Raw genomic sequence first — 18,140 nt, 5'->3', positions numbered from 1 at the left:
TTTTAAAAACTGCGTTTTTACACGCCAGCAAGCTGTGTGGCTACAAGTGAGTTTAACCACGGCGTTAAATTTTATCTGTAGGCGTAGAGCTTGCTCACGTTAAAGCTATAAACTTACCCTTCTTGGCGCACAATATTTTCAAGTGCACGAATATTGGTAATCAAATCCTGGCGTTGCGGGTTAGCTTGCAATGCTTTTCTAAGATGCTTCAGCGCACTAGAGTAGTCTTTAGAATCAATTGCTATTTGCGATAATCCAAGCCATGCCGATAGTTGGTAATCAGGAAGTGCCTGTGCACGAACATACATAAGTTTAGCTTGGGTGAGTTGGCCTTTACTGCGATATATACTTGCTAAACTAAGTAAAGCATCACCTAAATTCGGGTTTATTTTAAGTGCGTTGTTTAAACTTTTAAGTGCGCGCTTAGTATTACCTTGTTGCATAGCAATTTGTGCGCTGTATACAGAAAACTGCGCTTGTTCATCACGGGGTAGCTGCTTAGTTAATCTTTTTGCGCTGCCTATTAGCTCTTTAGCTAAATCCCATTTTTGTTGAGATACAAGCCAGCCTAAAGTTTGCATCGTGGTATTAATAACCTCAACTTGCTGCTGTTTAGTGGCGTGTTTTAAACCTTGCTTTAATAAACTAACAGCGCGTTCAGTGCTGCCTTCACTTAAATGCAGCTGGGCTGCTAAAAGCTGGTTACTGGTATCTTTAGGGTTGAGTTTTAAGGCCACTTCAATGGCGGCAAGTGCTTTTTTATTTTGCTCTAATTGCAGTGCTATTTGTGCACGTTGCAACCACAATTGAGCATTATCAGGTATTTTATTAAGTAACTCTTTTAATAATGCATTTGCTTGATTTAAATCGCCCGATTCAATTAAGGCAAACAATAGCCCTTGTTGGTACTGAGGCGTTTCAGGGGCAAGCATCAGTGCTTGACGATAAGCGGCTACTGCGCTCCAAGGCTGGCTGTGTTGTACATGAATATAAGCAAGTTGCGCATAACTTTGTGCATCTGCTTGGCCCTGTTCAATACTGTGTACTAGGTGTGTTTGTGCCTTGCTGTAATTTGCTTGTTGCATGTATAAAAGGCTCAAACCTTGGTGAGCTTTTACTAAGTTAGGTGCGGCTTTTAAACATGCTAAATATGCATTTTCGGCGTTATCGAACTCTTTTAAGGTGAGTAAAACCTGAGCACGCAATAAATTGAGTGCGGTGCTATCTTGCGTGAGGTCGCGGTTTTTAAATAGCGCGGCTACTTCGTTATAATTACCTGCTTGTAGTAATGGTTGCACTTGGCGTGCAAAGCCACGTTCAGTCGGTTCAATAAGCATTTCAGTAGGACTAAGTAATTTATTATTTATGGCCAATTGCCATGTTGGATCGCTAGGAGATAAAATTACTTTCAGTGGAGTACTTACTGTGTTTGCATTCACATTACCAACAGCTAATAAAGGCAATGAGCACATTAAAGTTGTTAGTAATGCGTGAGTGAAAGGTTTTAGCGTTTTAATTACGTTCATATTTTTCATTTTAATAAGGCTTAAAGCTTAAGGTTTAAATTCAATGGGCCAAATAAAGCGAGCGCGTACGACTTCGCCTTCTTTTTTAGGCGCGCTAAAGCGACTCTGTTTAATTATTTTATCGATTGCAGGTTTAAGCGAAGGATACGGATTTTGCACCACTTCAATCAAACTTACATTGCCACCCTCATCAATTAGTACATCGAGCTTTACGGTAAATGTATCAATACCTTGGCGAGTTAAGCTTTTTGGGAGTAATGCTTTTACTGGTGTGAGTAAAGTGGGTAGGCCGTCGAGCTGGTTTAGGCTAAGTGCATCCCAATTTACATTGACCGATTGCCATTGTGGCGTACTTACTTTTACACTTGGCGTATCGGGTCTTACAATTTTTAGTTTACTCTTTATTTTAATTTTAACTGCTTGAATAGAAGCGCCAGCGCCTTCCACCATTAAGCTTTGCGCAGGCTCATTTGCTTGTTGCTGTTGTATTGAAGGCGGAGGTGGTGGCGGTAATGCCACCATAGCTACCTCGCGTACAATAACTTTATCTTGCACTATATGTTCAGCTAGTTGAGCGAGCCATAAAAGTAACAATGCAGCAGTAAGTACTATTAGGCTTAGCGCAAATGCAAACAATGGATGACGAATATTTCGTGATTTTTGGGTCGGTGTAATCGCGTACATATTATTGTTTGGTCGCTAAATTAACTTGTGCAGCACCGGCAAGCTTTGCCTCGTCAATCACTTGAACAAGCAACTCGGTAGGTACTGTTTTATCGGCTTGAATAACCACAGGGCGCTGTTGTTGCTTTAGCATTTGTTCAACGCTGCTGCGCACGCCAGCAACACCAATTTGGCTGCCATCAAAAAATACTTGTTGGGTGTCTGTTATGGCTAAAAATATAACTTGTTGTTCTAGACGGCTGGCCGATACGGCTTGTGGTTTATCAACCTCAACGCCACTCTCGCGTACGAATACCGTAGTCACAATAAAAAATATTAGCAATATAAATACCACATCAAGTAGCGGCGACATATCAATATGTTGGCCAGATTCTTGTTCTAAGCGATGTTTTAAACGTGATTGCATGGTTATTACCCTAATTGTTTACTTAGTGCATGTAATTTAGGGTTGCGCTGCGAATATGCTAAATAGGCTTGCATTAACCAAGCAGGAATAGCGCACACCAGACCAAGTTGAGTGGTTAGTAATGCATGGCCAATTGCATCACTCATTAACTCATTATGACCCTGAGCCATAACTTTAAAGGTATCGAGTAAGCCAACAATTGTGCCTAGTAAACCAAGTAGTGGCAAAGCCGCAGTTAAAATAGAGCTTACTTCTTGCCAATAACCTTTGCGTTGTGTTTGATAATGTTTCAGATGTAGTAAGTCATGAAAAATCAATTGATACACAAATAAAGCCAGTAAAATAATGCACCAACAAATAGGGTTACTAATGATTTGATCAAACATTGTTTTTTCCTTCATCTAGCTGACTTAGCTGTAATGCAAAGCCTTCTAATTGGCTGTAATAGGCTTTAGCTTTACGCGATAACAAGGCGTTTAGTACCAGAGCTGGTATAGCAACGACTAAACCAAGTTCTGTGGTTATGAGTGCTTGTGCAATGCCACCTGATACGACCTCAGGATCGCCTGATCCGAACAAGGTCATCATTTTGAATGTTTCGATCATACCGCTTACAGTACCCAGTAAGCCAAGTAGTGGTGCTACTGCTGCAGTAACGGCTATTGCACCAATAAAGTTATCGAGCTTGTGTTTATCGTGCATAAGTTGGTTAAATAACTGATCATCTCGTACTTGGCCTTTTTCGCTTTGCAAGGTTAGGTTAAATAGCTGTTGCTGCATGCCATTAAATTCGCTGCTATTTTTACTTATAAACAATTTCTGTAATTGCAATTGCGAGTGCATTTTTATTTTATTTAAACGCAGTAACTGAGCTGCTTTCAGTAATGCGATAGTTAGTGCAAAGCAGGCAAATAAAATAATAGGAATAGCCCATAAACCGCCTTTTTCTAAATGCTCCAGCGGACTTTCTTGTTGAGACTGACTCGTTACTAAATGCGTTAAACTCGGATCAAAAGTGAGGAGTGTAGATCCTACGCCATTTTGTTTTAAGGTATTATCGAGTGGGTTATCGTCACTTGTAGATTGCACTAGCGCTACCTTTAACGCGTTAGATTTGTCGTCTAAATCGAGTAATCCAGCTAGTTTTGGGGTTTGTGTACTAAACCAAGCAACTGGGCCTACTTGCAGGGTATTCGCTTGGCTTAATTCGCCATTACTTAGCACAACCGATTGCTTTTTAAATTGTGGATAAAGTGCCTGTTTTTGGTCATTAATAAGTGATACTACTTGTTTCAATAATTCGTTTTGATCATTAGTAATGTGTTGGTTTTTACTATTTTGGCGTACAAATCGATTTAACAAATTTAGCTGATATTGTTGCTGCTGTTGCCATGTATCTAGGCGTGTTTGCAGCTGATTTAAACTCAAAGTATCTTCATCAGCAAGGCGGCGGTTAATGGCAGCCTGCTCACGTAATTTACTCAGTGATTGCTGCTTGTTAAATATATTGTTAGCAAGAGCGGCTTGCTCTTTGGCAATGTTATTTTGAGTTTTATTCAACGCGCGTTGAGCTGTTTTAATGTCACTTAAAATACTTTGTTGCGCGTCATCACTGCTTGCTGCAAAAACGATGTTTGCACTAAAGAGTAAAGCTAAAATATTAGCTATTTTAAGGATGCGGGCGAAAATCATTATTTAGCCCCTTTTTGTGTATTTTTTGCATAACTTAAGATAGGTAGTGTTACCCAGTCAGCAGCGCGCTTTTTTTGTTGAACAGCTATTCCTAATGCAACTTGCTCAGCGTTAATACTCGGATCGAACTCCCACTGCCAGCCTAAATCACTTGGAAAGCCAATGCCTACATAACTTAAATCTTCACTTACAAACCAAGCTTGGGCTGCACCTAAGTAAAGCTGTTTTACCCATACTTCTTGGCCGTCAGGGTGCAGAATTGCCATTTCGTGTATAGAAATCCGTTGCTGAAAATCACGTAATAACCCCAGCATCTTGAGTGCTGTTTGCAATTTATCTGTGGTATTTAGTTGTGAGTTAGTTAAATCACCTGTGTTTTTCCAGCTACTTAAAAGTGGCGGAGGTAATTGCACTTGTAATGAAAGTAATTGCTGGGAAATGCGTGTAAGTTGTTCGTTTAATTGTTGTTGATCGTTTTCAAGTTCCGATTGTTTAGTAACAAGCTGTTCGCGTTTTTGAGTAAGCTCGCTGGTGCTTTTTTTTCTACGCTGATTAAGCTCGCTAAGTTGCTGCTGCTCAGCATCTAAAAGCGTTAATGTTTGCTCCATACTGCTTTTTTGTTCAAGCCAATGAGTATTTAATTTATTGTTTTGATTTTCTATTTGCAGCCATTTGTTGATGAGTTGTTCTAATTCGCTAACGGTATCGGCTTGCACTGTCATAGCGCAACAAAGCGCGATAACCATACTGATTGGTTTAATTAAACTTCGCATTGTTCAACAAAGACCCTGAAAGTTACGACGAGTAATTACATGGAGCAATTACTGTTAATTTTTAAGTGCGCATACAATATAACAACAGGTATAACAACGCAACTGATAACAATTAGCGTTTACATTTATTTATGGCGGTGGTAGGATTTTGCCGAAATTCAACATGTACCTAATTAGTTTAAACCTTGGAGTAACCATGAGTAAGCCATCGAATAAAGGGAATACCTACGCAAAACCAATTGCGGCGGTTGTTACAGCCACTCTTTCAACTTGGGCGAGTGCACAGGATGTTCAAGAGTTATCGGTAACGAAAGCGCAAACTAAAACTGAGTCTAGCTATGTTGTAGAAAAATCAACATCGCATAAATATACTCAACCGCTACTCGATACGGCTAAAACAGTTACTGTAATTAACCAAGCGGTAATGAAAGATAGAAACGTAGATAGTTTACAAGATGCATTACGCAATGTATCAGGTATTTCTTTAGCTGCAGGCGAAGGTGGTTCTCCTACTGGCGATAGCATGTCTATTCGTGGTTTTAGTGCCGCAAGTGATATTTTTGTTGATGGTATTCGTGATGTTGCTGGATACACTCGCGATGTTTATAACATTGAAGCCGTTGAAGTAGCTAAAGGCCCTGGTTCTGCAGTCTCTGGTCGTGGTGCAACAGGCGGCAGCGTTAATCTAGAAACTAAAAAGGCGAAATTAGACAACTTTAATGATGTTTCGTTACGTTTAGGCACAGAAAACGATTACCGTGGTCGTCTTGATACTAATATTCAAGTAAACGAAACAAGCGCATTACGTGTTAATTTATTGTCTGATTCAGGTGATGTTGCTGGCCGTGATTATGTTGAAAACGAAAAAAATGCAATTGCTGTTGCTTTGGCTACAGGGCTTGGAACCAACAGTCGATTTGATCTTAATTTTGAATACCAACGACAAGATAATTTACCAGATTACGGTATTGCATGGGTTAGAAGTGATACCCCAGTTGCTGAACTAGTTGGCAATGAATACGCTCCACCACCAGTCGATTTTGATAACTTTTATGGTAACGTTTACCGTGATTATGAAGACATAGAAGCTTATTCAACAACTGCCCGTCATGAGTATGATTTTTCTAAAAATACTACGTTACGTACACAAGTCCGTTTAGGTAAAGTTAAGCGTGAATCGGTAACAACTGCACCACGTTTCTTTTCAGTTACAACCGATACAGATATTACCTTTGCAGATGAAAAAACACGTGATACAGAAAATTCATTGGCTGCATTACAAGTTGATTTAATTGGTAACTACGAGTTTGCTGGTTTTACTCACGATGTTGTAGTGGGTATTGAACTTGCAAACGAAACGTTTACACGCCATAACTTTGTTGCAACTACGGCTGATAATCTAATTGAAGATGGAATCCGTAACGACTTATACAATCCTGATGCAACAATTGCATTTACGGGTGTGTACGGTCGTAACGGCACAAGTATTGAAGCTAAAGCTAAAAACCAAGCTATTTATGCATTTGATACAGTAACCCTTAATAAGCAATGGGAAGTTACAGGCGGAATTCGTTTTGATAGCTTTACTACGGATTACCATTACGATTACGCGAACCCAAGTGCTTTAATTTCTACAAGTGACGACTTATTTAGCTGGAATGCAGCTGTAGTTTATAAACCTACAGAAAACGGCAGTATTTATTTTGGGGCGGGTAATTCGTTTAATCCTTCAGCCGAAGGTATTACGGTATCTACTCGCGGAAATACAGCAGATCTTGATCCAGAAGAAAGTAATAGCTATGAATTAGGTATGAAATGGAACTTAATGGATGGTCGCTTACAAACTAATGCAGCTCTTTTTCGTACTGAAAAAACAAATGCTCGTACCGATGATCCATTTGCAGAAGATACACGAGCTGATTTATTAAATGGCGAACAACGAGTTCAGGGTTTAGAGTTATCAGCTACAGGTTTAATCACCAAAGAGTGGACCGTTATTGCATCGTATACTTATCAAGATAGCGAAGTAACTAAAGCATCAGGTGACGATATTATTCAAATAGGTAATGAGTTACCACGTACGCCTAAAAATAGTGCGAGCATATGGACAACATACGAAATATCTGAGCAATTATCATTTGGTGCAGGTATGCAGTATTTAGGTGAGCGTTACAGTAGCTCATCGTCTACTCGCGCTCGTGCTCCAAGCTATACTATTTTTGATTTAATGGTTGCGTATGATGTATCAAAAGATTTGAGCTTGCAGCTTAATGCTGAAAACTTAGGTGATAAAGATTACGTTAACCAGTTAGGTGGCGGACACTTTGTTCCTGGTGAAGGTCGTAAGTTTAGCTTAACGGCAAGTTACTCTTTTTAAACTTTACTTTAAGAGTACATAATCATTAAGGGCAGAAATTTCTGCCCTTTCTTTTTATTATGTGAGAGGGCGCACATGTTAGTTAAAATACCAGAGTTGTTAACTAAAGAAGAAGTTGCTTATTGTCATGAGGTTTTACTAAAAGCACAGTGGGCAGATGGTAGTATTACGGCTGGGCATCAATCAACGAAAGCTAAAAACAACTTACAGTTACCTGAAAATAGTCCTGAATGCCAAGAGCTTGGCGACATTATTATGGCAGCTCTCGCTCGTAGCAATTTGTTTATGTCGGCAGCACTTCCTGCAAAAATATTTCCTCCATTATTTAACTGTTATCAAGGCGGACAATCGTTTGGTGTGCATGTAGATAATGCCATTAGGCAGGTTCCTGGTACGCCTGTAAAAGTACGAACAGATGTATCAATGACGCTTTTTATTAATGAGCCTGAAGATTATGAGGGTGGAGAATTAGTTATTGAAGATACGTATGGATCGCACAGCGTAAAATTACCAGCTGGGAGTATGGTGTTGTACCCATCAACCAGCCTGCACCGTGTAATGCCAGTTACAAGTGGGCGAAGGTTAGCCTCATTTTTTTGGTTGCAAAGCATGGTTAATAGCGACGAAAAACGTGGTTTATTATTTGATTTAGATACATCGATTCAAAGTTTGCGCAGCAAAGTAGAAGATAGCCCTGAGATTATTCAGTTAACGGGGGTTTATCATAATTTGCTTAGGCAGTGGGCACAGACATAACGAAGATGCTTGTTATTAAGTGTTAGATTTAGATATAAGTAATTAAAAGCTGCGCTTTTCGCGTGAGCAAGCTCTACGCCTACCGGCAAAGTTTTACAGTGTGGTTTGATTTACGTGTAGACGCACAGCTTGCTGGCGTGACGAGCTAACTTAGCTATCAGTTGTAGATATTAAAAGCTGCGCTTTTCGCGTGAGCAAGCTCTACGCCTACAGCCAAAGTTTTACAGTGTGGTTTGATTTACGTGTAGACGCACAGCTTGCTGGCGTGACGAGCAACGCTCGTAATCTCATGCTTTGGTGTCTTCTCACTTACCTTTATTCTCTTCTTTTTGTGCAATAACGTTTTAGATAATTTATTTACATAGAGTGTAAAGGGCGCTTTACCTGCTGGTGCAACAGGCAAAGCTTATAAATTACTTTTTACTTAACCTTTATAACCGTTGGGGTTATTTGACTGCCAACGCCATGTATCTTGCATCATTTCATCAATGCCACGCACCGCTTCCCAACCAAGTTCATTTAGTGCTTTTTCTGGTGCTGCATAACAGGCGGCTATATCGCCTGGGCGGCGAGGTGAAACCTGATATGGCACAGCCTGATCGCTGGCTTTAATAAATGCATTAACCATTTGCAGTACAGAATACCCGTTACCAGTGCCCAGATTATAAACTAATGCCCCCGTGCTGCTGGCAATTTTATCAAGCGCTTTTAAATGGCCAATTGCTAAATCTACAACGTGTATATAGTCGCGCACACCTGTACCGTCAACTGTGTCGTAGTCATCGCCAAATACAGCAAGTTGCTTTAATTTACCCACAGCAACCTGTGCAATAAACGGTAAAAGATTATTTGGGATACCGTTAGGATCTTCACCAATTAGGCCCGATTCATGTGCGCCAACAGGGTTAAAGTAACGCAAAATAGCAAACGCAAAACGCTCGTCTGATTTAGCGATATCTTGCAGCATCATTTCAACCATCAGCTTAGATGTGCCGTAAGGGTTTGTAGTACCGCCCACAGGGAAGTCTTCTTTAATTGGTAAACTAGCAGGGTCACCATAAACGGTAGCTGATGAACTAAATACTAATTTAAATACACCAGCTTCGCGCATTGCATCAACAAGCGTTAACGTACCTTGTACATTATTTTTGTAGTATTCAATTGGTTTAGCCACTGATTCACCAACCGATTTCAAGCCTGCAAAATGTATAACGCTATCAATAGAGTGTTTAGCAAACACTGAATCTAAAAAAGCTTTATCGAGAATATCACCTTGGTAAAAGGTAGTATCTTTACCTGTGATTTTTTTAACACGAGCAAGAGATTCTTGCGATGAATTGCTCAAATTATCAATAACAACAACATCATTACCTTGCTGTAAAAGTTCTAAAACAGTGTGCGAGCCAATATAGCCTGCGCCACCGGTTACTAAAATAGTCATGAAAGCTCCGTGGGTACCTTTTATCAATTAAGCTAATTTCACCATAAATTATGATTATTTACATGCATTATCTGTATTTATTATTGCTCTACTAAAGTCTTTTTTAAATTAAATACAGTTAATGTGGTTTAGAGTTTATTGGTCTTTCAGGATTAAAATTTGTTCTATCTAAGGAGTATTTAATCGCGGCGAGAGGTGTGTAACCTAGTCGGTTCGGCAACTGCTCTTGCGTTATCGCCTATGTATGGAGAATAACCATATTAAAATCAGCGTACTACTGAAACTTCTAGCTAGGAAGAGAAGCCAGCTTTAATCGCAACAGGAAGTTTTAAAATCACAAAAAGCACGGTTAGGACTTTTGTTACATTGTGAAAAGGAACTAAACTAGGTACATTTGGTGCTTACTCAAAGGGAATTTTATGAAAACAAAAATATTACTACTCACTTTATCTATCGCTTCTTGTTCTACTTTTGCTAACGATGTTAGTTTTTCGATTGGGGGTGGCTATCCTTACTTAGTTATTCCAGAAGTGTCTTTATCGGCTAATGAGAATCAACAACGTTGGTATGCAAACTATAAAATAGGCCTTGATGATGGATTTTCAGCAGGTTTTGAACAAGCAGTAAGCGATAATAAAAAGCATGCATTTGGCGCGCTTTTGGGCGCTATTGGCGCAAGAGATACAGACCAAGAATGTGAAAGTTCAACAAATGATATAGCAACTGACTTTGCTAATACGCTAGGCTGCGCAATTGGCAGTATTTTTGATGAGGAAACAACTAACGGCATAGGGCTTACTTACAGCTATAACTTTAATGGATTAAACAATGCCGGTTTTAGACTGGAATTAGATGTAGGCTACGGTAAAACAAGTGACAGCAATGAAAATAGAGCAGATGGCGGTATTAGTTTAAGTTACGAATTTTAACTACGTAGGGTTTGTATTAGTTAGTATTAAAAAAGGCGCTTAAAGCGCCTTTTTTAATGAGCCGCTTTTAATGGCGATTAATTTTAAAGTCGAGTTGTACCTGAGAAATAGCGCTAACGGGTTTGCCATTTTCAAACTTTGGCGCGTAACGCCATTGCTCAAGCGCTGCTTTGGCTGATTTTTCAAATGCGCTGCCGCCTTCAGAGCTAAGTACTTTTGGGTTTTTTACAAAGCCAGCTGCGTCTACCTCAAACTCCATAACAACGCTACCATCGGTACTAAATCTGGCTTTGTTAACTGGATATTTAGGGTTAACACGGTAAAGCGGCGTTTGCTCTTGCGATTCTTTCCATGGCACCATTTTAGCAATTGCTAGGCAATGTTTAGTTGCTTCTTCGCTTTTACCTTGTTTTTCGTACAGGCCAATAAGCTTAGAGTGAGCGCTTAGCTCTGCGCTGTGATCAAAGTTTAAGTTACTATCGAATACATTCACTATACGGTTTAGCCTTTCAATCGCTTGATTGTATTTTTTACGACCTTCTGCGAATGAGGCCATTAAAAAATCGGCTTTTATACGCTCTAGTGAGTTTTCAGGTAAGTTTTCCTGGTAGTACTCGTCGGCTTCTTCTAGGTAGTTTTTCGCTTCGCGATATTTTTTAGAGCTAAACTTTTTAGCAAGCAGTGATGCCGCTTCTAGTTTCATGTCGGCTACAAATTTAGGTTTATTTTGTGTTTTAGCTATATCTATTATTTGTTCTAAAAAGTTAGCTGCTTTGTAAGCCGATGTTGTGTAGTTAGCTTGGCCGAGCAGTGCATCAACTGTTTCTATTGATTGTTTGCCGTGATTTGCAGCTAAAATAGCATGTGCTTTATTATAAAGTGAAAAACGCTGTTCGTTTAGCTCATTGCCGTAGCCTTTAATAGCTTTAGCGTAGTTAATAGCTAAGTTAGCGGTGTTATCTGAGCTTTCACCATAAACGGCTTTACCTGATGTGTAAGCAAGTTTGGCTGTTTGTTGTACGTTTTCGTCTGCTTTAACTGCCGCTAAATAGCTTTGATATGCTTGGCTAAATACCGCTTGAGGATCGCTTACTTGGCTGGCGAGTACTGTAGTACTTAAAGTTGTTGCGCTTAAAGCAGATAAACTTAAGCCCATAAATAAAGCGAGTTGCTGACGTTTCATAATAATCCCTATCGTTGTTTAAAATACAAAATACCAAACGTGTCCTTAAGTGCCACTGATTAAGGTAAATCAACGTAAATAACATTGGCTGTTATTTGCATCAATTTATTGCTAACTGTCATTGAAAATAACGCTTATCGTCGCCATATATTTGCCATAAAAAGTCTTGTACTACGGTGTATTTATCCTATTTTGTGATATTATCACTTTATTGTCGTGTCGTAGTTATTTAAATATTTGGATTTGTCGTGGCGCAAGTAAGAGCAAGAGTCCAGCTTAATGTTGGCAGAAATAGTGATATCCCTGCAGAAATAATCTCATTTACTGATTTAAAAGATGGTAAAGAACATATTGCTATGGTGTTTAACAACGCTGATACAGAGCAAGATGTACCGCTTATTCGTATGCATTCTGAGTGTTTAACGGGTGATGTGTTTTACTCATCGCGTTGTGATTGTGGCGAGCAGCTAAATGAATGTATTGAAATGATGCACGAGCAAGGCGGTATTTTATTGTATTTACGCCAAGAAGGCCGTGGCATTGGTTTATACAACAAAATTGACGCTTATGTACTGCAATCGCAAGGGATGAACACCTACGAAGCTAATAATCACTTAGGCTTTGCTGATGATTTACGTGACTTTTCGGATGCGGTATTAATGCTTAATGCGCTTAATTTAAGCCACGTTAAATTAATGACCAATAATCCTAAGAAGCTTAATGCATTAAAGGATGCCGGTATTAGTGTTGACTCGGTTGTGGGCACGCATGCACACATTAAAGCGGGTGTTGCGGGTAATAAATCGTACCTAGAAACAAAAATTAAGCATGGCGCGCATATGTTAGATATTAAGAAAATTAAAAAACCTTAATCATTTAATTACGTTTCGTCTATTAATACCCCCTCACGCCAAGTTATACTTGGCGTGTTTCGTTTTAAATTAAGAGTAAGTATGTCTACACAATTACGAATTTTTAAAGCCGATGCAGGGCTAAAGTGGTTAAAAGCCGGATGGCTTATTTTTAAAACCCAGCCAGCAACCTTTATTTTTATGCATTTATTTATTGGCATTGTAGGGCTGCTGTCTTTATTTTTACCTTTACTGCAAGTGGTAGCAGCGCTAGCTACGCCATTTTTAACCGCAGGGTTTTACCAAGCGGTGCTTAGTAAGCAGCAGGGCGGAAAAATTATGCTAGCCGATATTCTCAAGCCATTTACGGCTAAGGGAAATCGTTTAGGGTTATTGCGTTTAGCACTTTATCAAATGGGTGCGGGCATTTTAATGGCGTTACTTGCTAATGGCTTATTTGCCGATGCAGTGGCGGTTATGAGTCAACCGGGACTTGATCCAAACGTAGCACTTGAACAAATGCTTGAGAGTATTTCGGGCGCGAATGTAATTTTATTTTTTATGGCAATGCTAATTTATTTAACGGCGTTTGCTTACGCTGTACCGCTTGTTTATTTTAGTAAAGAAACACGCATTTTAACGGCGCTGAAAAAGTCGTTAATGGTGTTTTATCATAATATTTTGCCACTTGGCGTTTTTGGTCTTATTTGCGCATTATTTATGGCGCTTTCGATGTTCTTATCGTTCTTACCACTGTTGATTTTAATGCCGATTTGCTACATTAGCTTTTTTGTATCTTATCAAGCCATTTTTATGCCTGTTGTACCACCGAGTGACGACATTAATGTTAAGCCACTTAGTAGTGAAACAAGCGGGCGTTTTGACGCTTAATGGATGATAAATTAAAGCAAAAACTAAAAAACTATGTACTTTGGTTACTAGGGCGCCAAGAATATTCGCGTCGTGAGTTAACGCTCAAATTACAGCAAAAAGAAGCGACAGAAGAGTTTATTGAAACGCTGCTTGATTGGTGCGAAAAGCACAATTTTATTAACGAGCAGCGATACTGTGAAGGCTTTGTAAGAAAACACATATTTAAATGCCACGGGCTTAAGCGAATAAAAAGCGAAGCTATGGGCAAAGGGATTGATCGTTCGCTACTTGAATTGGTAGTTGAAGAGCTTGAAATAGATTGGTTTGAGCTTGCGCAGGATGCGTACAATAAAAAATATTCAAATACACCGCCAGATCTCGATTACAAAGATAAAGCTAAGCGCGTGCGCTACTTAATGTATCGGGGTTTTAGCTACGATGAAATTAATTTTGCAATGCAAGCACAGTAAATACAGGTGAGACTTTCAAATGCAGCACATGACTACCGCACAAATTAGGCAACAGTTTTTAGACTTTTTTGCCAGCAAGCAACATCAAATAGTACCTTCTAGCTCGCTTATACCGGGTAACGATGCCACGTTGTTATTTAACAATGCCGGCATGGTGCAATTTAAAGATGTATTTTTAGGCGCAGAAAGCCGCCCTTATACACGTGCGACAAGCTCGCAGCGCTGTGTACGTGCTGGCGGTAAGCATAACGATTTAGAAAACGTAGGCTACACTGCTCGCCACCATACATTTTTTGAAATGTTAGGTAACTTCAGCTTTGGTGATTACTTTAAGCAAGACGCGATTAAGTTTGCATGGGAGTTTTTAACTGAGGTAGTAAGCCTACCTAAAGAAAAACTTTTAGTAACTATTTATCACGATGATGAAGAAGCGTTTGGTTACTGGGCTAACGAAATTGGCTTACCTGAGGATCGTATTATTCGTATTGCGACCTCAGACAACTTTTGGTCTATGGGCGATACTGGTCCGTGTGGTCCGTGTTCTGAAATATTTTATGACCATGGCGAGCATATTTGGGGCGGACCTCCGGGCTCTCCTGAGGAAGACGGCGACCGTTTCATCGAAATTTGGAACCTTGTATTTATGCAATATAACCGTCAAAGCGACGGTACAATGTTGCCTCTACCTAAGCAATCTGTTGATACGGGAATGGGCCTTGAGCGTATTGCTGCTATTTTGCAGGGCGTGCATTCAAACTACGAAATCGATTTATTCCAAGGCTTAATTGCCGCTGCTGCAAGTGTTACTAATGCACAAGACATGGACGACAAGTCACTACGCGTAGTGGCGGATCATATTCGTTCGTGTGCGTTTTTAATCTCAGACGGTGTTATGCCATCTAACGAAGGTCGTGGTTATGTACTGCGCCGTATTATTCGTCGTGCTGTGCGCCACGGTAACAAGTTAGGTGCACAAGGTTCGTTTTTCTATAAATTAGTTGCTGCGCTAATTGAGCAAATGGGTCAAGCGTACCCTGAGCTTGCTAAGCAACAAGAAATTATTGAAAAAGTATTACGCATTGAAGAAGAACAGTTTGGTAAAACACTTGAGCGTGGCTTAGCTATTTTAGAAGAAAGCTTAAGCGACCTTAAAGGCGATATTATACCGGGCGACTTAGTATTTAAACTTTACGATACGTACGGTTTTCCAGCTGATTTAACGGCCGATGTTGCGCGTGAGCGCCAGATGACAATTGATCATCAAGGCTTTGAAGAATGCATGGCTGTACAACGTAAAACAGCGCAACAAGCGGGTAAGTTTGGTGCTGATTACAATGACCAATTAAAATCAGATAAACACACTGACTTTAAAGGTTACGACAGCACACATTACAGCGCGACCGTTATTGAAATTTTTGCCGGTGGCGAAGCTGTTCAGTTATTAGAAGATGGTCAACAAGGTATTGTAGTACTAGACCGCACACCGTTTTACGCTGAATCAGGCGGTCAAACGGGTGACACGGGTACTATTACAGTTGCTGGTGGCGAATTTAATGTTACTAATACCACTAAGCTTGGTAATGCTTTTGCTCACCACGGTACTGTACAAGGCCGTATTGGTGTTAATGACAAAGTTGACGCAACTATTGATGATACGCGCCGCGACAACATTAAGAAAAACCACACAGCTACGCATATTTTACACGAAGCACTACGCCAACTATTAGGCGACCATGTAGGCCAAAAAGGCTCACTTGTTCAGCCAGATCGTTTACGTTTTGACTTTTCGCATTTTGAAGCAGTTACTAAAGATGAGCTACGTGAAATTGAGCGTGTAGTTAATGACGAAATTCGTCGTAACTTTGCACTTAATACTGAGCTTATGGCTATTGATGATGCTAAAGCGAAAGGTGCTATGGCATTGTTTGGCGAAAAGTACGATGACGAAGTACGTGTAGTTACTATTGGCGACTACTCTATTGAGCTTTGTGGTGGTACTCACGTTGAGCGCGCTGGCGATATTGGTTTATTCAAAATTGTATCTGAAAGCGGTATTGCCGCAGGTGTTCGCCGTATTGAGGCCGTAACTGGTGCAGATGCTGTAGCGTACGTTAGCGAGCAAGAGCAACAACTTAGCGATGTTGCAGCTTTAGTTAAAGGCGATAGCGCATCGGTACTTGAAAAAGTAACTGCGTTGCTTGAAAAATCTAAAGGCCTTGAAAAGCAAATTGCACAACTTAGCGATAAGCTCGCAAGTGCAGCGGGCGCGTCTTTACTTGATTCGATTGTTGAAATTAATGGCGTTAAGCTACTTGTAGCAAACGTTGAAGGTACTGAATCTAAAGCGCTTCGCGGTATGGTTGATGACCTTAAAAACAAGATTGGCTCAGGTGTTATTGCCCTCGGTGTTGCCAGTGGCGACAAAGTAAGCCTAATTGCCGGTGTAACTAAAGACTTAACAGGTAAAGTAAAAGCCGGTGAGTTAGTTAACCATATGGCAGGTCAAGTAGGTGGTAAAGGTGGCGGTCGTCCAGATATGGCACAAGCTGGTGGTAGTGAGCCACAAAACCTTGCTGCTGCACTAGATAGCGTTATAGCTTGGTTAACTGAGCGTACTTAAGCCTAAGTGGCGCTTATTGTTCAAAAGTTCGGTGGCACTTCGGTCGGCTCAATAGAGCGAATTGAAGCGGTCGCTGACCTTGTTGTTAAAACCAGACAACAAGGACATCAAGTGGTTGTGGTTCTCTCTGCTATGTCGGGAGAAACCAACCGCTTAATTAACCTCGCCAAACAAATTGATACTCGCCCGAGTAGCCGTGAACTAGATGTACTTATTAGCACCGGAGAGCAGGTTTCTGTATCACTGCTTGCTATGGCTATTATCAAACGTGGCCACTCAGCTGTGAGCTTATTAGCCGATCAAGTCAATATTCTAACCGACAATATGTTTGGTAAAGCTCGTATTGCTGAGGTTGCTGCTACGCGCTTAAAGCATGAGCTTGAGCATAATCGTATTGCTATTATTGCTGGGTTTCAGGGACGTGATATTGAGGGCAATGTTACAACGCTTGGACGCGGCGGCACCGATACATCGGCTGTGGAAATAGCTGCGGCTATAAAAGCTGACGAATGCCAGATCTATACAGACGTTGACGGCGTATATACTACAGATCCTCGTGTTGAACCTAACGCGCGCAGAATGAGCCAAGTTACCTTTGCCGAAATGCTAGAACTGGCAAGTTTAGGGGCGAAAGTTTTGCATATTCGCTCAGTAGAAGCCGCAGGCAAACATAATGTGCCACTTAGGGTGCTTTCGAGCTTTAATCCCGATGAAGGTACATTAATAAGTTTTGAGGAGAACGATATGCCAAGCAAGGTTGTATCGGGGATTGCGTTTAATCGTGACGAATGTTTAATTAAGGTACAAGGTGTGCCAACGGGTACGCAATATCTTTCAAAAATATTGAAACTTTTTGCCGAAAATGGCATCGAAATAGATATGATTAATCAAGTTAATCATAACTTTGAAAAAATAGACTATGCTTTTACTGTGCACTCGAATGATTATCTGCAAACACTTGAATTGCTCAATGAGCAGCAAGTTCAATTAAGTGTTCAAAATATATGCGGATTAACCACAGTGGCAAAAGTTTCTGCTGTTGGAATAGGTATGAAATCGCATTCTGGTGTCGCGAGTCTATTTTTTGAAGCATTAGCGCAAGAAAACATTAATGTAGTTTTAGTTTCAACATCCGAGATTAAAATTTCAGTTTTAATAGATGAAAAGTACTTAGAGTTGGCTGTTCGTGCATTACACAAAGTATTTTTAACAGAAAATGAATAGATTGGGAGTTTTTACTTACTTTTCAGTCTAATTTTTATTAGTATGTTTAAGCGGAATCTTATAATTTTTATTGGAACATGGGAGCAATAGAATGCTAATACTAACTCGTAGAGTAGGTGAAACCCTAATGATTGGTGACGAAGTAACAGTTACCGTTCTAGGTGTTAAAGGAAATCAAGTTCGAATCGGTGTTAACGCACCAAAAGACGTATCAGTGCATCGTGAAGAAATTTACATGCGTATACAAGCTGAAAAGTCTAACCCTGAGCCGGGCAATGCTTAATCAACATGTAATACCAAACTGCATAAATCCTTGATCAATTTAACGAATTAAA

Annotated in this window: 17 protein-coding genes; 9 read left to right on the top strand and 8 right to left on the bottom strand. The window is 40.1% G+C overall.

Annotated features, from left to right (window positions below):
* Positions 1-113 precede the first annotated feature (113 nt).
* From DC53_RS01845 to DC53_RS01870, 6 genes are read right to left on the bottom strand one after another with little or no spacing between them, the layout of a single operon-like run.
* Positions 114-1,526 (bottom strand): tetratricopeptide repeat protein, encoded by a 1,413-nt coding sequence (locus DC53_RS01845; protein ID WP_033031927.1) that lies wholly within the window; start codon positions 1,524-1,526, stop codon positions 114-116.
* Between the two features lie 27 nt (positions 1,527-1,553).
* Complete coding sequence (locus tag DC53_RS01850) at positions 1,554-2,210, bottom strand: energy transducer TonB (RefSeq protein ID WP_033031925.1); 657 nt, start codon at positions 2,208-2,210, stop codon at positions 1,554-1,556.
* Position 2,211: 1 nt separating this feature from the next.
* The gene (locus tag DC53_RS01855; RefSeq protein ID WP_007378977.1) at positions 2,212-2,616 is read right to left on the bottom strand and encodes an ExbD/TolR family protein; all 405 of its coding nucleotides are present in this window, start codon (positions 2,614-2,616) and stop codon (positions 2,212-2,214) included.
* 5 nt (positions 2,617-2,621) lie between these two features.
* Positions 2,622-3,002 (bottom strand): MotA/TolQ/ExbB proton channel family protein, encoded by a 381-nt coding sequence (locus DC53_RS01860; protein WP_007378976.1) that lies wholly within the window; start codon positions 3,000-3,002, stop codon positions 2,622-2,624.
* Positions 2,995-4,308, bottom strand: a complete 1,314-nt coding sequence (locus DC53_RS01865) for a MotA/TolQ/ExbB proton channel family protein (RefSeq protein ID WP_033031923.1) — start codon at positions 4,306-4,308, stop codon at positions 2,995-2,997. Before DC53_RS01865 ends, DC53_RS01860 begins: the two co-directional genes overlap by 8 nt.
* Positions 4,308-5,081 carry a DUF3450 family protein gene (locus tag DC53_RS01870; protein ID WP_033031921.1) on the bottom strand — a complete coding sequence of 258 codons (774 nt, stop codon included), beginning with the start codon at positions 5,079-5,081 and terminating at the stop codon, positions 4,308-4,310. The genes DC53_RS01865 and DC53_RS01870 overlap by 1 nt, the downstream gene beginning before the upstream one ends.
* 196 nt (positions 5,082-5,277) lie before the next feature.
* Here DC53_RS01870 and DC53_RS01875 point away from each other — a divergent pair, with 196 nt between their 5' ends.
* Both DC53_RS01875 and DC53_RS01880 read left to right on the top strand, forming a co-directional pair.
* On the top strand, positions 5,278-7,458 hold the full coding sequence (locus tag DC53_RS01875) for a TonB-dependent receptor (RefSeq protein ID WP_033031919.1): 2,181 nt from the start codon (positions 5,278-5,280) through the stop codon (positions 7,456-7,458).
* Positions 7,459-7,533: 75 nt separating this feature from the next.
* Positions 7,534-8,214, top strand: a complete 681-nt coding sequence (locus tag DC53_RS01880; RefSeq protein WP_033031917.1) for a Fe2+-dependent dioxygenase — start codon at positions 7,534-7,536, stop codon at positions 8,212-8,214.
* Between the two features lie 424 nt (positions 8,215-8,638).
* Here the strand turns inward: DC53_RS01880 and galE are convergent, their stop codons facing one another.
* Positions 8,639-9,655 carry a UDP-glucose 4-epimerase GalE gene (gene galE / locus DC53_RS01885; RefSeq protein ID WP_033031915.1) on the bottom strand — a complete coding sequence of 339 codons (1,017 nt, stop codon included), beginning with the start codon at positions 9,653-9,655 and terminating at the stop codon, positions 8,639-8,641.
* 419 nt (positions 9,656-10,074) lie between these two features.
* Here galE and DC53_RS01890 point away from each other — a divergent pair, with 419 nt between their 5' ends.
* Positions 10,075-10,584, top strand: a complete 510-nt coding sequence (locus DC53_RS01890; RefSeq protein WP_033031913.1) for a hypothetical protein — start codon at positions 10,075-10,077, stop codon at positions 10,582-10,584.
* 67 nt (positions 10,585-10,651) lie between these two features.
* Here the strand turns inward: DC53_RS01890 and DC53_RS01895 are convergent, their stop codons facing one another.
* Positions 10,652-11,767, bottom strand: coding sequence for an energy transducer TonB (locus tag DC53_RS01895; protein WP_033031911.1), 1,116 nt, complete (start codon positions 11,765-11,767; stop codon positions 10,652-10,654).
* 248 nt (positions 11,768-12,015) lie between these two features.
* On the opposite strand from DC53_RS01895, the gene DC53_RS01900 reads away from it, so the two are divergent.
* The 6 genes from DC53_RS01900 (at position 12,016) to csrA (ending at position 18,088) form a co-directional block, all read left to right on the top strand.
* Positions 12,016-12,639 (top strand): GTP cyclohydrolase II, encoded by a 624-nt coding sequence (locus DC53_RS01900; protein WP_007378959.1) that lies wholly within the window; start codon positions 12,016-12,018, stop codon positions 12,637-12,639.
* 81 nt (positions 12,640-12,720) lie between these two features.
* Entirely contained in the window at positions 12,721-13,509 is a 789-nt protein-coding gene (locus DC53_RS01905; RefSeq protein WP_007378958.1) for a BPSS1780 family membrane protein, read from the top strand.
* A complete protein-coding gene (locus DC53_RS01910) occupies positions 13,509-13,961 on the top strand; it encodes a regulatory protein RecX (RefSeq protein ID WP_033031909.1) in 453 nt (150 codons plus the stop codon). The genes DC53_RS01905 and DC53_RS01910 overlap by 1 nt, the downstream gene beginning before the upstream one ends.
* A gap of 19 nt (positions 13,962-13,980) precedes the next feature.
* A complete protein-coding gene (alaS, locus tag DC53_RS01915; protein WP_033031907.1) occupies positions 13,981-16,581 on the top strand; it encodes an alanine--tRNA ligase in 2,601 nt (866 codons plus the stop codon).
* Positions 16,582-16,587: 6 nt separating this feature from the next.
* Positions 16,588-17,805: an aspartate kinase gene (locus tag DC53_RS01920; RefSeq protein ID WP_033031905.1), complete on the top strand. Its 1,218-nt coding sequence runs from the start codon at positions 16,588-16,590 to the stop codon at positions 17,803-17,805.
* 91 nt (positions 17,806-17,896) lie between these two features.
* A complete protein-coding gene (gene csrA, locus DC53_RS01925; RefSeq protein ID WP_011327236.1) occupies positions 17,897-18,088 on the top strand; it encodes a carbon storage regulator CsrA in 192 nt (63 codons plus the stop codon).
* The last annotated feature ends 52 nt before the right edge of the window (positions 18,089-18,140 follow it).

The organism is Pseudoalteromonas fuliginea (genome assembly GCF_000690055.1).
GTDB classification, from domain to species: Bacteria; Pseudomonadota; Gammaproteobacteria; order Enterobacterales; family Alteromonadaceae; genus Pseudoalteromonas; species Pseudoalteromonas fuliginea.
Note: the sequence above shows the minus strand (reverse complement) of the source record. Positions and strands in the feature narration are given on the sequence as shown.